Genomic DNA, 13,241 nt, shown 5'->3' with positions numbered 1-13,241 from the left:
TTCCAAGAGGCCTGAGAAAGGCCGCCGCCAAAGTCGTCCGCAGTCAGCGGTGTCGCGGAGCTTCATGTTGAAATTGAGACAATTCCCCGAAAGGAAACCCGTTCAGGCGCGGTGATAGGGATGGCCGGAGAGGATCGTGACAGCCCGATAGAGCTGCTCGGCAATCAGGATACGAACGATCTGATGCGGCCATGTCAGCTTGCCGAGATTGAGAACGGCCGCCGCCCTGTCGTAAAGCGCGGGGTCAAGCCCATCTGCCCCGCCAATGGCGATCACAAGGTCACGTTTGCCGCTATCACGCAGATCGCCAAAAAATGAAGCAAAGGCGGGACTATCAAGTGCCTTTCCGCGCTCGTCCAACAGGACGAGGACAGCGCCATCGGCCAGATGTTTCTCCAGCATCGCGGCTTCTTCGCGTTTGCGGGTCTCGGCATTGGAAGCACGGCTTTCACCCACCTCGATCACCCGCGAAAACTCCAGCCCGATCGCCGGGCCGGTCTTTGCCAGACGCTCGATATAACGGGCCGCAAGATCCTTTTCAGGGCCGGATTTCAGCCGTCCCACCGCAAAAATTGAAATCCGCATCGCAAACCTGCATTCGTCGTGACCCAACAGGGTCCCGCTCTTAACAGCATAGCCTGCGGATTCCTATGCGGCCGGTCTGATTTCCGGCCAGAGGCACCGTTTCCGAAGTCAGATTGATCTTCGGCAGAAACGATGCACTCGCTCAAAGGCTCATCGCATCAATGCAGCGTCTCTTCCGGCATATCCGGCGTCGCCCACATTTTTTCAATGTTGTAGAAGGCGCGGATTTCCGGGCGGAACACATGAACGATGATGTCGCCGGTATCGATCAGCACCCAGTCTCCGGTCTCGAGACCTTCAACGCGGGCGTTTCCGAACCCTTCATCCTTCATGTCTTTCAGAAGATGCTCGCAAATCGCCGAGACATGCCTGTTCGATCGCCCGGAGACCACAACCATGTAGTCCGCAAGCGCCGATTTTCCGGCAATGTTGAGAGAGACGATATCTTCAGCCTTGGAGTCCTCGAGGCTCGCGAGGACGGTTTCGAGGGCATGGCCGGCGGCATCGGCGCCACTGTCCTGACCCTTCGGGATAGCAACAAATGCTTTTCCCTTGGCGTGTACTGTTGTCAGAGGTTTTCCTTTCCAAGAATGACAAAACAGGCACTGCGCGACGCGATTCTCTGCGTCACACAATGAAGGTGGCATCAAAGCATTAACTTTTCAAGATATGGGCACTTCAACATCAGCCGCATACATCATTTGTGATCGGAGCTGTCATTTACGGCCGTTGCGCAGCGCCGTGGAACTGAGCGTAGAACGCGGTCCGTGAATGAAAACCCAGGCGGGAGCGCGTTTTTTCCACAGAACCCCGGCATCGTCCTCATCTATCCGCGCCTGGCTGAAGGCCTGCGCCATGGTGGAGGAGAGGTAGGACAGGGTCGAACCCGGTCGATCGATCACCGCGATTGGAAAAGTCTCGGCTATGGTGCGCCATTTCTGCCAATGGTGAAAACTCTTCAGATTGTCGGCACCCATGACCCAGATGAAGCGGACGTGCGGATTTTTTGCCTTCACCTTCGCGAGTGTATTGGCCGTATAGCTCATCCCCAGCGTTTTCTCGAAAGCCGTCACCTTGATGCGTGGATCGTGGACCAGCTTTTCGCAGGCCGCGATGCGATCTTCCAGGGACGCCAGCTCCGAACGGCTTTTCAGCGGGTTGCCCGGCGTGACGATCCACCAGAGCTGATCGAGACCCAGCCTGCGCAGCGCAATCTCGGCCACAAGCGCATGGCCTGCATGGGGGGGATTGAAGGAGCCGCCGAAAAGCCCGACGACCATGCCGCGTTCGACATGCGGCATGGTGAGATAACGTCTGTCGAGGCGCTTATCAGCGGGCAAATATCAGGTCCGTGTCTGGCCGGTGCCATGCACCCGGTATTTGAACGAGGTGAGCTGCTCGACACCAACCGGGCCCCGCGCATGCATCTTGCCGGTGGCGATGCCGATTTCCGCACCCATGCCGAATTCGCCGCCATCGGCAAATTGCGTCGAGGCATTGTGCAGCAGAATGGCCGAATCGAGTTCGTTGAAGAACCGCTCGACCACATCAGGGTCCTCGGCGATCACCGCCTCGGTATGGTTGGACGAATAGGTGCCGATATGCTCTATCGCACCGGAAATGCCCTCCACCACAGCAACCGAAATGATTGCGTCGAGATATTCGGTGCGCCAGTCCTCTTCCGTTGCCGGCACCAGACCCGCCACCACATCACGAACAGCTTGCGAACCGCGCACTTCGCAACCAGCTTCGATCAAGGCTTTGACGAGCGGCTCGAGATGCGTGGAAACGGCAACGGCATCCACCAGCAACGTCTCAGCCGCGCCGCAAATGCCGGTGCGTCTCATCTTGGCGTTAACGACGATACGTTTTGCCATGTCGAGATCGGCGGATTTGTCGACATAGATGTGGCAGATGCCTTCCAGATGCGCAAAGACCGGCACGCGGGCTTCCGACTGCACCCTAGCCACGAGGCTCTTGCCACCGCGCGGCACGATGACATCAACAGTGCCGTTCAGGCCGCTGAGAAGCGCGCCGACGGCGGCACGGTCGGTCACCGGCACCAGCTGAATGGCATGCTCGGGAAGACCGACAATCTTCAGCCCCTCCACGAGGCAGGCATGAATAGCACGCGATGAATGTTGCGAATCCGAGCCGCCGCGCAGGATGACGGCATTGCCCGCCTTGAGGCACAAAGCACCGGCGTCCGCCGTCACATTCGGGCGGCTTTCGTAGATCACGCCGATGACGCCAAGCGGCGTACGCACGCGCTCGATCTTAAGCCCGTTGGGGCGATCCCAGGCGGCAATGACTTCGGCGACCGGATCGGACAGCGCCGCAACCGAGCGAATACCTTCAGCAATGCCGGCGATGCGGGCATCGTTGAGCGTGAGCCTGTCAACGAAAGAAGCAGCAAGACCGGCGCTCTCGGCTGCGGTCAGATCCTTCCTGTTGGCGGCAAGGATCGCCTCCTTCGACGCCTCGATGGCGGAGGCCATGGCGAGCAGCGCACGGTTCTTCTGGTCCGTGCCGGCGATGGACAACGGTCGTGAAGCAGCTTTCGCCTGAGCGCCGATGGTGATCATCAGCGCATCGATGTCATGGCTCTGCTTCACGGCCTGTTCAGGCATGGACCTCATCCTTCTTTGCATGTTTAATTTTGACGGCGGCGCCGGTCATCACGAGATCGTCGCGATGGATCATGGCCGCGCGCCCGACATAACCGAGGATCGCCTCGATCTCGTTGGACTTGTGACCGATGATAAGGCGCGCCTCTTCCGCATCGTAGCCCGCAAGACCACGAGCGACTTCCCGGCCTTCCGCACCGATAATGGCGATTGCATCCCCACGGCCGAAATTGCCCTTCACCAGTCTCACACCCGCGGGAAGCAGGCTTTTTCCGGCATAGAGCGCCTTTTCCGCGCCGGCATCCACATGGATTTCACCGGCCGGCTGCAATTGCCCGGCAATCCAGGTCTTGCGTGCCGTCACCGGCGTGCCTGATGGTGCAAACCACGAGGAGCGCGCGCCGTTTTCGATGGCCTTCAGCGGATTGAACGTTTTGCCTGACGCAATGATCATGCCGCAACCGGCAGCGGTTGCAATCTTGCCCGCATCGATCTTGGTGCGCATGCCACCGCGCGACAACTCGGAGGCCGCACCACCTGCCATGGCTTCTATCTCGGGGGTGATATCAGCGATCGTCTCAAGGAATTTCGCGTCCGGATCGAGATGCGGCGGAGCCGTATAAAGTCCGTCAATATCCGAAAGCAGCACCAGAAGATCGGCACCCGTCATGGTCGCCACACGCGCTGCCAGACGGTCATTGTCGCCATAACGGATTTCGGTGGTCGCAACCGTATCGTTTTCATTGATGATCGGGATAGCGCCGATCTTCAGCAACTGGTTGATGGTGGCGCGCGCATTGAGATAACGGCGACGCTCCTCGGTATCGGACAGCGTCAGCAGAATCTGGCCTGCAACGATTTCATGCCGCGACAGGCTTTCCGACCACGCCCGCGCCAGCGCGATCTGACCAACCGCCGCCGCCGCCTGGCTTTCCTCCAGCTTCAATGCACCAGAAGGCAGGCCAAGCACGGTACGCCCAAGCGCGATGGCGCCCGAAGACACGACCTGGACATCCGCGCCGTTTTTCTTCAGCGCAGCGATATCTTCGCAGATGGCATCCAGCCAGTCTTTCTTCAGACCGGTCTTTCGGTCCACCAGAAGCGCCGACCCGATCTTGATCACGATCCGATGGTGGCTCGCCAGCGGCTTGCGCGTCAGGCTCATAGGCGGTCGTCCTCTTCTTCGGCCTCGCTATCCTCATGCGGCATGGACCTGTCGGGCAGGGCAGTCTCCCCGCCCTCGCTTGCCGAAACGATGATGTCGCGAAGGGCGCGCAGCGCTTCCGTCATGCCTATATGCGCGGCGGCAGACAGAAGAAGCGGCGGACGGCCGCAGGCCTTTTCCAGTTCCTTCGCCTTCTTTTTCAGTTCTTTTTCATCGAGCACGTCGATCTGTGACAGCGCCACGATTTCCGGCTTGTCGGTCAGCCCGCCACCATAAGCGTCCAGCTCGGCCTTGACAGTCTTATAGGCCTTGCCGACCTTTTCTTCCTGTGCGGAAACCAGATGCAGAAGCACGCGAGTGCGCTCTACATGGCCGAGGAAGCGGTCACCAATGCCCACGCCCTCATGCGCGCCTTCGATGAGGCCGGGAATATCGGCCAGCACGAATTCGCGTCCGTCGATGGTCGCCACGCCGAGGTTCGGATGGAGGGTGGTAAAGGGATAGTTGGCGATCTTCGGCCGCGCGCGGGTCACGGTCGCGAGGAATGTGGATTTACCCGCATTCGGCAATCCAACAAGACCGGCATCGGCGATCAGCTTCAGGCGAAGCCAGACCGTCTTTTCTTCGCCTGCAAGACCCGGATTGGCATGGGTGGGCGCCTGATTGGTCGAAGACTTGAAATAGGCATTGCCGAAACCGCCATTACCGCCGGCGGCAAGACGAAAGCGCTGGCCTTCCTTGGTGAGGTCGATGATCAGCGTCTCATTGTCTTCCTCAAATATCTGGGTACCAACAGGCACCTTCAGCACCACATCCGCGCCCTTGGCGCCGTTGCGGGTCTTGCCCATGCCGTGCTGCCCGATCGAGGCCTTGAAATGCTGCTGAAAACGGAAGTCGATCAGCGTGTTGAGACCGTTGACGACCTCAATCCAGACATCGCCGCCGCGTCCGCCATCACCACCGTCGGGACCACCAAATTCGATGAATTTTTCGCGCCGGAAAGACCCCGCGCCTGCGCCGCCATCACCGGACTTGATATAGACTTTTGCTTCATCGAGAAATTTCATCGGACTGCCGTTCTATCGGTTTGCGGGCGCGGCCGCCAATCGCGTTGCGCCAAACAAAAATATCGTCGTTTCGAATACAAGCGCTTCTTCACAAGGTCAAAGACTATCGTGCGGGAAGCCCATGTGCGAGACAAGGCCGGTTTGGTGCAAACCGGCCTTGTTTTGATTGTCAGCGATGCGGCCGGACAAAATCCTCAGCCGTGATCATCGTGTCGATATGCGCCACCATGGCGGCGCGCGCCGTGGCGTAGATCTGGTGGCAGCCGGTCACCCGGAAGCCGAGTTTTTCCTGCACCCGCAGCGAAGCGGGATTATCCGCAAACACGCCGGAATGAAGGGTCACGCCCGGCATGCGGCGGAAGAACCGCTCGACCACGCCGGCCACCGCCTCGGTCATGTAACCCTTGCCCCAGTAGAAGCGGTTGAGCCAGTAGCCGAGATGCCACTCGCCGTGCCGCAATTCCACCGAAACGACGCCGATCAGGGTATCGTCGCCACTGGTAATGGCGAAATCCCAGTCGGGCAGGGTGCCTGAGGTGCGCAGGACCAACCATTCCAGCGCATCCTGCTTGTGATAGGGTGCCGGAACACGAGCGAGCATCCTCGTCACAGCAAAATCGCCAAGCGATTCCGCAATGCTGCCGGCATCGGAAAGCCGCTGCGGGCGCAGCACCAGACGCCGCGTCTCGATGACAGGGCAGGGGCCGGGCGGAGCCACAGTGGCAGCAGCCCGGCGACGGGTAAGCTCTAGCGCACTCATCCCATGTCCCCCCAGCTCTTCAGCGAAACCCAGGTCTTGCGGTCCAGCCGGTACCATTCGACCGGCACCATGCCGCCGAGCGCCAGCGAACCGACCATGCCGGAACCCTGAAACTGGAAACCGCACTTCTGGATGACGCGGCGCGAAGCGATGTTGGTAACCCGGCAGCGGGCATCGATCTGGTCGATTTCACGCGTGCGGAAGGCCATGTCGATCAGCGCATGCGCGGCTTCCGTCATGTAGCCCCGGTTCCAGTAGGGTTCCCCCAGCCAGTAACCGATCTCAAGCGTCTTTTCGTCTTCCTGGGGTTCGAGCGCGCAGCAGCCCAGAAACTCGCCATTGTCCATGCGGGTAATCGCATAGACGCACTTGCCAATCTCGCCAGCTTTGGAGCGTCGCACAAAATCCGCGGCGTCTTTGGCCGTGTAAGGGTGCGGCATACGCGACACCATGGTCGCGATATTGGCATTGTTGGCAAGATGGGCAAGGGCGTCGATGTCTTCTTCGTGAGGCTTGCGTAAAACCAGCCTCTGCGACAGTAAAACGGGGCAATCGCTCCTTGACCGATCGGGCCTCGGCCGCTCTTCGGGTGACCGTGATTGGTCAACCCTCAACAATTCAGCTTGCATGGTTCAGTCCCTCCATGAGGTTAAAGAAAAAGGGGAGTTGGGTGGTGCCCCATCTCCCCTGTTTTCTTGACTGAACCTGATACGTCTCAGCCGGGTCGATGGGACACCGGCTGCATATGACGCTTACCGGCTTATTCTGCGGCTTCCGCTTTCGGAGCCACGGATACGAATACGCGGCCGTTGGCCTTCGTACGGAAGTTCACGTTACCTGCGGTCAGTGCGAAAATCGTGTGGTCCTTGCCGATGCCAACATTGGCGCCCGGATGCCACTGTGTGCCGCGCTGACGCAGAATAATGTTGCCTGGAATGACAGCTTCGCCGCCGAACTTCTTTACGCCAAGGCGCTTGGATTCGGAATCGCGACCGTTACGCGAGGAACCGCCAGCTTTTTTGTGTGCCATTGGAGTTCTCCTTTAAACCTTGTTTCCCGTGTCGCGCCGATCAGGCAGCAACGATGTCCGTGATGCGGACGACAGTGTGATGCTGACGATGGCCGCGCGAACGCTTGGAGTTCTGACGACGACGCTTCTTGAAGGCGATGACCTTCTTGCCGCGATTGTGCTCGACAACTTCAGCCTTGACGATGGCGCCCTTGACAAAGGGAGCACCGAACTTGGCGTCGGCGCCTTCGCCAACAACGAGAACTTCGGTGAATTCTACAGTTGCGCCTGCCTCTGCTTCCAGCTTTTCGATGGTCAGCACGGCGTCGGCCGCTACGCGGTACTGCTTACCGCCGGTCTTGATGACTGCGAACATTTTTTATCCTTTCATGTTCGTTCCGGCTCTGCTCGCAAATGCAAGCTGGCCGTCTTTTTATCAGTCGGAATTTGGTAGAAACCCTTGGGAACAGAATGCCCCTTTGAATGTCTGCCGGTGAAGCCGCCTTTTAAGGGGCGGAATAAACGGAAGGCGCATTACGCCATCAATTTGGGTGCCGATTACGCGAGACGCCAGTTTATGTCAAGATGACGACGGCCCGAAAAGTAACTGTAACGCCAAGAATTTCATGCTTTTTCGGCGGGTGAAGCAGTCAGGTCTCGAAATTTGCCCAGCAAGTGTTTATATGGGCCTTCCAACAAGGAGCAGAAATGGCCCGCATAGACCAGACCGACGATTGGCGGGACCGCCATGCGCCGACAATTTCCGCCTTCGAGTCGCTTGCGATCGAGGCATATGGCCACCTGCCGGAAGAATTTCGCGCATTAACGAAGGATCTCATCATCGAGATCGCCGATTTTCCGACCGATGACGTGTTCGAGGACATGGCTCTCGAAACACCTTTCGACCTTCTCGGATTATTCGAAGGACGCGGCATCTCCGAACGTTTCACCATGGAAACGGGCGAGATGGTGAACCGCATCACGCTTTATCGCCGCCCCATTCTCGACTACTGGGCCGAAAATGAGGAGACGCTGGGCGATATCATCACCCATGTCCTGATCCATGAAATCGGCCATCATTTCGGCCTGTCGGATGACGACATGGAACGGATCGAAGAAAGCGCAGACGAGGCCGCCGCCGATCGCTGATCGGGGCGGCTAGCGCCGCTCACTGCTCGCCGAGCTTCATGTCCGGATGGTATTCCTTGCCCTCGACCACCTTGGTCACGGCCTGGCCGCAATGCATGACGCCGCTTGCGGCGTTGAAGGCATAGCTCGGCGAACCCGCGAGTTCCCAACCCTTGTTCAGCGCCTCGGTCACCCGGTGACAGAATTTCGCGTCGTCGGGACCGGTTATGAAACGATAGACCTTCACGTCCTGTTTGCCTTTCTTTGTGCGATGATATCGGCCATGGCGACCAGCCTTTCGGCCTCAACCACATGCAGCCGCTCGATCATGCGACCGTTCATGTTGATGACGTTCAATTCCACAGATTCCGGTTTTGCGAAAGCGGCAATGATCTCGCGCGCTTCCGCGACCGCCGCCTCGTCCGGCGCGAAGCGCCCGTTGGCCGGCTCGATCTGGGCCGGGTGGATCAACATCTTGCCATCGAACCCCATGGCGCGACCCTGCTCACATTCGGCTTCGAAAGCGGCGATATCGCGAAAGTCGTTCGAGACGCTGTCGATGACGTCGAGCCCGTAGGCGCGGGCGGCAAGCACCACCTGCATCATCCACGGTAAGAGATAGGTGCGTCCGGGGAGGGCCGGAACCCGCGTTTCCTTGCGCAGGTCGTTGAGCCCGATGACAAAAGCCGCAAGCCGCGCATCCGGCGTATGGGCCGCGTCAGCAATCGAGGCGGCATTCAGCACACCAAGCGGCGTTTCGATCATCGCCCAGATTTTCAGGCGCTCCGGTGCATCCATTTCGGCCAGAAGATCGGCCACTTCATTGATATCGGCCGGCTGTTCCACCTTCGGCAAAAGAACCGCATCCGGCCGGCAGGAAAGCACGAGCTGCAGATCCGCCTTTCCATCGGGCGTCGAAAGCGGATTGATGCGGATAACGGTTTCCCGCCCGCTAAAAGGCTGCCCCAAAAACAGCTTTTCCAGATTGTCCCGCGCCTTGCCCTTCATATCGGGCGCGACGGAATCCTCCAGATCGAGGATCACCCCGTCACAATCGAGATCGCGGATTTTTTCCAGCGCCCGGACATTAATGGCCGGAACTGACAGCAGCGAACGGCGCGGTCTCACAAGAATATTTTCGGAAAAATCGACCATGCCGCACTTGTGTCAAGCTTTTGTGACATCTGCAAGCTGACAATCCACTGAATCCTCTTGCAAGCCGGAAGAAGAAGGCCCACATTCGTCTGGATAGAAAGGTTTGGATCATGCAAGGCATACGTTCGTTTTTCATCGCCGCATCCGGCATTGCAGTTCTGGCGATAGTCGCCCTTTTCACCGCGTCGCTTACGGTCGCTTTTGTCGGCGTGCTCGCGGTTCTCAGCACTGCCCGCCTGCTTTCTGCGCGTTTGAAGCCGGCCCCCATTCCGGTCAAGCCCCGTAACCAGCGTGATATGCGCGTCTGGAACGACGGTAAGGGCACGATTATCGATCTCTGAGATCGTCTCAAATCGGCAAAAATGCCAGCGCGCCACACACGGCGTACCGAAGAACGCGGGTTTGCGCTTCTAAAGCGCTTAATTTTGCGGTATTTCCCGGCTGAAAATATCCGGCAGGCCTGTCCGCGCCGGATTATGTTCAAGGGAAACACGGGAAGCGATAGATGGAAAAATTCACCAAGCTGACGGGCGTTGCCGCGCCCATGCCGGTGGTCAATATCGACACCGATATGATCATTCCGAAAGACTATCTGAAGACCATCAAGCGCACCGGCCTTGGCAAGGGCCTCTTTGCCGAGTCGCGTTATCTTGAGGATGGCTCGCCCAATCCGGATTTCGTGCTGAACAAACCCGCTTATCAGAACGCCCAGATCCTTGTCGCCGGCGACAATTTCGGTTGCGGCTCCTCACGCGAACATGCGCCATGGGCGCTTCTCGATTTCGGCATCCGCTGCGTGATCTCCACCAGCTTCGCCGACATCTTCTACAATAACTGTTTCAAGAACGGCATTCTGCCTGTCGTCGTCAGCCCCGAGAACCTCGAAAAGCTGCTGGACGATGCGTCGCGCGGATCGAACGCCGTTCTGTCGATTGATCTGGAACGCCAGGAAATCAGCGGCCCCGATGGCGGCACGATTACCTTCGAGATCGATGAGTTCAAGCGTCACTGCATGCTGAACGGGCTTGATGATATCGGCCTGACGCTCGAACATTCCAGCGCCATCGACACGTTCGAAAAGGCGAACGCCTCGGTCCGCCCCTGGGCCTGACGACATTTCCGCTCTTCAAAAAAGCCGATCCCGTACCAAACCGTACCGGATCGGCTTTTGCTTTGCTTGAAAAGCCGTTGAGGCAGAGATAAGAAGCCCACGATACCGTCCGGCTGCGATAAGACTTTGCATCTGCAGGACGGAAACGAGTTTGACGCCGCGCTCGCCGCAACCGAAAACCCTTCGTGATGTTTTCCGGCGCGCCGCCCAAGGAGGGTTCTCATGACAGTCCGTTCGCTTTTCCTGCTGCCCGGTGACGGTATCGGCCCCGAAGCCATGGCCGAGGTCCGCAAGCTGATCGATTATATGAACAGCGCGCACAATGCCGGCTTCACTGTCTCGGAAGGCCTCGTCGGCGGCTCTGCCTACGACGCCCATGGCGTGGCTATTTCCGATGCGGATATGGAAAAGGCGCTTGCCGCCGATGCGATCCTGTTCGGCGCCGTTGGCGGCCCGAAATGGGATGGCGTGCCCTACGAGCACCGCCCGGAAGCCGGCTTGCTGCGCCTGCGTAAGGATCTCGAACTTTTCGCAAATCTGCGTCCCGCCATCTGCTACCCGGCGCTCGCTGCCGCTTCCTCGCTGAAGCCGGAGCTGGTCGAGGGTCTCGATATCCTCATCGTCCGTGAACTGACGGGCGGCGTTTATTTCGGCGAACCGAAGCAGATCATCGATCTCGGCAACGGCCAGAAGCGCGGCATCGACACGCAGATCTACGATACGTTCGAAATCGAGCGCATCGCCAGCGTTGCTTTCGAACTGGCCCGCACCCGTGACAACCGCGTCTGCTCGATGGAAAAGCGCAACGTTATGAAATCAGGCGTTTTGTGGAACCAGGTGGTCACCGAAACCCATTCCGCCAAGTTTAGGGATGTTCAGCTGGAACATATGCTGGCCGATGCCGGCGGCATGCAGCTGGTGCGCAAGCCCAAGCAGTTCGACGTGATCGTCACCGACAATCTCTTTGGCGACATGCTCTCCGACGTCGCCGCCATGCTCACCGGCTCGCTCGGTATGCTGCCGTCCGCCTCTCTCGGCGCACCTGACGCCAAGACCGGCAAGCGCAAGGCCATGTATGAGCCGGTCCATGGTTCGGCCCCTGACATTGCCGGCAAGGGCATCGCCAACCCCATCGCCATGATCGCGTCCTTTGCCATGTGCCTTCGCTACTCGTTCAACATGGTGGATGAGGCGACAAAGCTCGAAACCGCAATCGCAAACGTGCTCGACAAGGGCATCCGCACCGCCGACATCATGGCCGAGGGCAGCCGCCAGGTCGGCACCTCCGAAATGGGCGACGCGGTTCTCGCCGAATTCAAGGCGCTTTCGGCGTAACGCTTGACGAAACCGGCTGGGCAGGCGGCACGTTCGCCTGTCCATCTTCTTTCGGCAGAAGATGCTCATATCTTTTGTCAGTCAGCGTCTTCAGAAATGCGACAATGGCGTCCACACGCTTGTCGTCCAGCGCCGGTGCGGATGTCAGTTCCGTCATGGCGATATTTTCAGGCACTTCCGGCGCATCCCACGTCTTGCCGGTTTCCGGGTTGATCTGGCGGCTGGGTTTCTTGCTTTTGTATTTTACATAAAACAGCACCACCGTGCGCAGGTCTCTGAACACCCCGTTGTGCATGTAGGGAGCGGTAACGGCGACGTTGCGCAATGTCGGCACCTTGAACTTGCCGCGCTCAGCCGGATCGCCGGCCACAACAGGATTTTGCGCGAGCCCGAGATCGACCGCATCCGGCTTCGAGCCGTTGGCGGCTCTCACCGCCGTGTTGGCTGGAACGCCGATGTTGAAATATTTGTGGTTGGTGAAGAGGCCGTCTTCCAGCCCCTTGGCGCCGCGGATTTCGTGGCAGGTATTGCAATTGGTGAATTGCGTCGAGGAGATCAGGACCCGACCCAGCTCTTCCTGCTCGGTCAGCTTCTCCTCACCACGCAGGAAACGATCATATTTGGAATCGAAGGTGGAAAATTCATCGGAGCGCTCGAAGCTCGCCAGCGCCTTCGTCATCGCGGCATAGGCAGTGTCGTCGCTCTCAAAAACATCCTTGCCGAACTGCGTGCCGAAAGCCGCGACATAATCCGGGTTTTCCCGGAGCCGTTTGACGACCGAGGTCTTGTCCGGCATGCCCATTTCGAGGGGATTAAGCGGCGGACCGCCCGCCTGATCTTCGAGCAGAGAGGCGCGGCCATCCCAGAATTGCCCGCCGACATACTCGCCCGCCGCATTCCTGCCGAAAGGCGGCGTGAAGCGGGCATAAGCTGCAGTCGGCGCATTGCGGTCGCCCAGCGAAATCCCATCGTCGCCGAGAGAGACGTCCCGCCCGACCTTTTCGCTCTCCCGCGCATCGGAAAAACCGGCAGCCTGCATATGGCAGGTGGAACAGGCCATGGTGCGGTTCATCGAAAGGTTGGGATCGTCGAACAGCGCCGCACCCAGCTTTTCCAGCGTTGCGTAATCTTCACCGCCGTGGGCGGCCGTGCCGTCGGTTCCCAAAGGGGCCAGCAAAATGGTCGCAGCGAGAGCGGCAGAGACAAAAAATCCGGGTTTCATCATCGGTAGGCACGCTCGATATGAATGCGCGAGGGCAGGTTCGGACCAGGAAATATGAAGCGGCTTTCGGTCCGGCT

The 13,241-nt window shown here is 59.0% G+C and carries 17 protein-coding genes; 4 read left to right on the top strand and 13 right to left on the bottom strand.

Annotation, left to right across the window (positions count from 1 at the left end; translation table 11 throughout):
* Positions 1-102: 102 nt before the first annotated feature.
* The 10 genes from rlmH to rplU all read right to left on the bottom strand — a co-directional run bounded on the left by rlmH (position 103) and on the right by rplU (position 7,589).
* Positions 103-585 (bottom strand): 23S rRNA (pseudouridine(1915)-N(3))-methyltransferase RlmH, encoded by a 483-nt coding sequence (rlmH, locus tag ASB65_RS21615; RefSeq protein ID WP_003505246.1) that lies wholly within the window; start codon positions 583-585, stop codon positions 103-105.
* 158 nt (positions 586-743) lie between these two features.
* Positions 744-1,232, bottom strand: a complete 489-nt coding sequence (gene rsfS / locus ASB65_RS21610) for a ribosome silencing factor (protein WP_003505248.1) — start codon at positions 1,230-1,232, stop codon at positions 744-746.
* A gap of 69 nt (positions 1,233-1,301) precedes the next feature.
* Positions 1,302-1,886, bottom strand: coding sequence for a nicotinate-nucleotide adenylyltransferase (locus ASB65_RS21605; RefSeq protein WP_050816429.1), 585 nt, complete (start codon positions 1,884-1,886; stop codon positions 1,302-1,304).
* A 42-nt stretch (positions 1,887-1,928) separates the two neighbouring features.
* Positions 1,929-3,215: a glutamate-5-semialdehyde dehydrogenase gene (locus ASB65_RS21600; protein WP_060725332.1), complete on the bottom strand. Its 1,287-nt coding sequence runs from the start codon at positions 3,213-3,215 to the stop codon at positions 1,929-1,931.
* Positions 3,208-4,377, bottom strand: a complete 1,170-nt coding sequence (gene proB, locus ASB65_RS21595; protein ID WP_060725331.1) for a glutamate 5-kinase — start codon at positions 4,375-4,377, stop codon at positions 3,208-3,210. The genes ASB65_RS21600 and proB overlap by 8 nt, the downstream gene beginning before the upstream one ends.
* Complete coding sequence (gene obgE / locus ASB65_RS21590; RefSeq protein ID WP_060725330.1) at positions 4,374-5,444, bottom strand: GTPase ObgE; 1,071 nt, start codon at positions 5,442-5,444, stop codon at positions 4,374-4,376. Before obgE ends, proB begins: the two co-directional genes overlap by 4 nt.
* A gap of 169 nt (positions 5,445-5,613) precedes the next feature.
* Positions 5,614-6,204: a GNAT family N-acetyltransferase gene (locus tag ASB65_RS21585; protein ID WP_060725329.1), complete on the bottom strand. Its 591-nt coding sequence runs from the start codon at positions 6,202-6,204 to the stop codon at positions 5,614-5,616.
* Positions 6,201-6,833: a GNAT family N-acetyltransferase gene (locus ASB65_RS21580; protein ID WP_003505256.1), complete on the bottom strand. Its 633-nt coding sequence runs from the start codon at positions 6,831-6,833 to the stop codon at positions 6,201-6,203. Before ASB65_RS21580 ends, ASB65_RS21585 begins: the two co-directional genes overlap by 4 nt.
* A gap of 131 nt (positions 6,834-6,964) precedes the next feature.
* The gene (gene rpmA / locus ASB65_RS21575) at positions 6,965-7,234 is read right to left on the bottom strand and encodes a 50S ribosomal protein L27 (RefSeq protein ID WP_003492686.1); all 270 of its coding nucleotides are present in this window, start codon (positions 7,232-7,234) and stop codon (positions 6,965-6,967) included.
* Between the two features lie 40 nt (positions 7,235-7,274).
* A complete protein-coding gene (rplU, locus tag ASB65_RS21570; protein WP_003492690.1) occupies positions 7,275-7,589 on the bottom strand; it encodes a 50S ribosomal protein L21 in 315 nt (104 codons plus the stop codon).
* A gap of 332 nt (positions 7,590-7,921) precedes the next feature.
* On the opposite strand from rplU, the gene ASB65_RS21565 reads away from it, so the two are divergent.
* Positions 7,922-8,362 (top strand): metallopeptidase family protein, encoded by a 441-nt coding sequence (locus ASB65_RS21565; protein WP_003505257.1) that lies wholly within the window; start codon positions 7,922-7,924, stop codon positions 8,360-8,362.
* Positions 8,363-8,381: 19 nt separating this feature from the next.
* Here ASB65_RS21565 and ASB65_RS21560 read toward each other — a convergent pair whose 3' ends face one another.
* Positions 8,382-8,588, bottom strand: a complete 207-nt coding sequence (locus ASB65_RS21560; protein ID WP_003505258.1) for a DUF1737 domain-containing protein — start codon at positions 8,586-8,588, stop codon at positions 8,382-8,384.
* Positions 8,585-9,496 carry an HpcH/HpaI aldolase/citrate lyase family protein gene (locus ASB65_RS21555; RefSeq protein WP_060725328.1) on the bottom strand — a complete coding sequence of 304 codons (912 nt, stop codon included), beginning with the start codon at positions 9,494-9,496 and terminating at the stop codon, positions 8,585-8,587. The genes ASB65_RS21560 and ASB65_RS21555 overlap by 4 nt, the downstream gene beginning before the upstream one ends.
* A 110-nt stretch (positions 9,497-9,606) precedes the next feature.
* Here ASB65_RS21555 and ASB65_RS21550 point away from each other — a divergent pair, with 110 nt between their 5' ends.
* From ASB65_RS21550 to leuB, 3 genes are all read left to right on the top strand, one after another.
* A complete protein-coding gene (locus ASB65_RS21550; protein WP_060725327.1) occupies positions 9,607-9,837 on the top strand; it encodes a hypothetical protein in 231 nt (76 codons plus the stop codon).
* Positions 9,838-10,001: 164 nt separating this feature from the next.
* Positions 10,002-10,607, top strand: a complete 606-nt coding sequence (leuD, locus tag ASB65_RS21545) for a 3-isopropylmalate dehydratase small subunit (RefSeq protein ID WP_003505261.1) — start codon at positions 10,002-10,004, stop codon at positions 10,605-10,607.
* A gap of 222 nt (positions 10,608-10,829) precedes the next feature.
* Entirely contained in the window at positions 10,830-11,942 is a 1,113-nt protein-coding gene (gene leuB, locus ASB65_RS21540) for a 3-isopropylmalate dehydrogenase (protein ID WP_020809681.1), read from the top strand.
* On the opposite strand, the gene ASB65_RS21535 is transcribed toward leuB, so the two are convergent.
* On the bottom strand, positions 11,923-13,167 hold the full coding sequence (locus ASB65_RS21535; protein ID WP_060725464.1) for a cytochrome-c peroxidase: 1,245 nt from the start codon (positions 13,165-13,167) through the stop codon (positions 11,923-11,925). The genes leuB and ASB65_RS21535 overlap by 20 nt on opposite strands.
* Positions 13,168-13,241: the final 74 nt, after the last annotated feature.

The organism is Agrobacterium tumefaciens str. B6, from assembly GCF_001541315.1.
Taxonomy (GTDB): Bacteria; Pseudomonadota; Alphaproteobacteria; order Rhizobiales; family Rhizobiaceae; genus Agrobacterium; species Agrobacterium radiobacter.
Note: the sequence above shows the minus strand (reverse complement) of the source record. Positions and strands in the feature narration are given on the sequence as shown.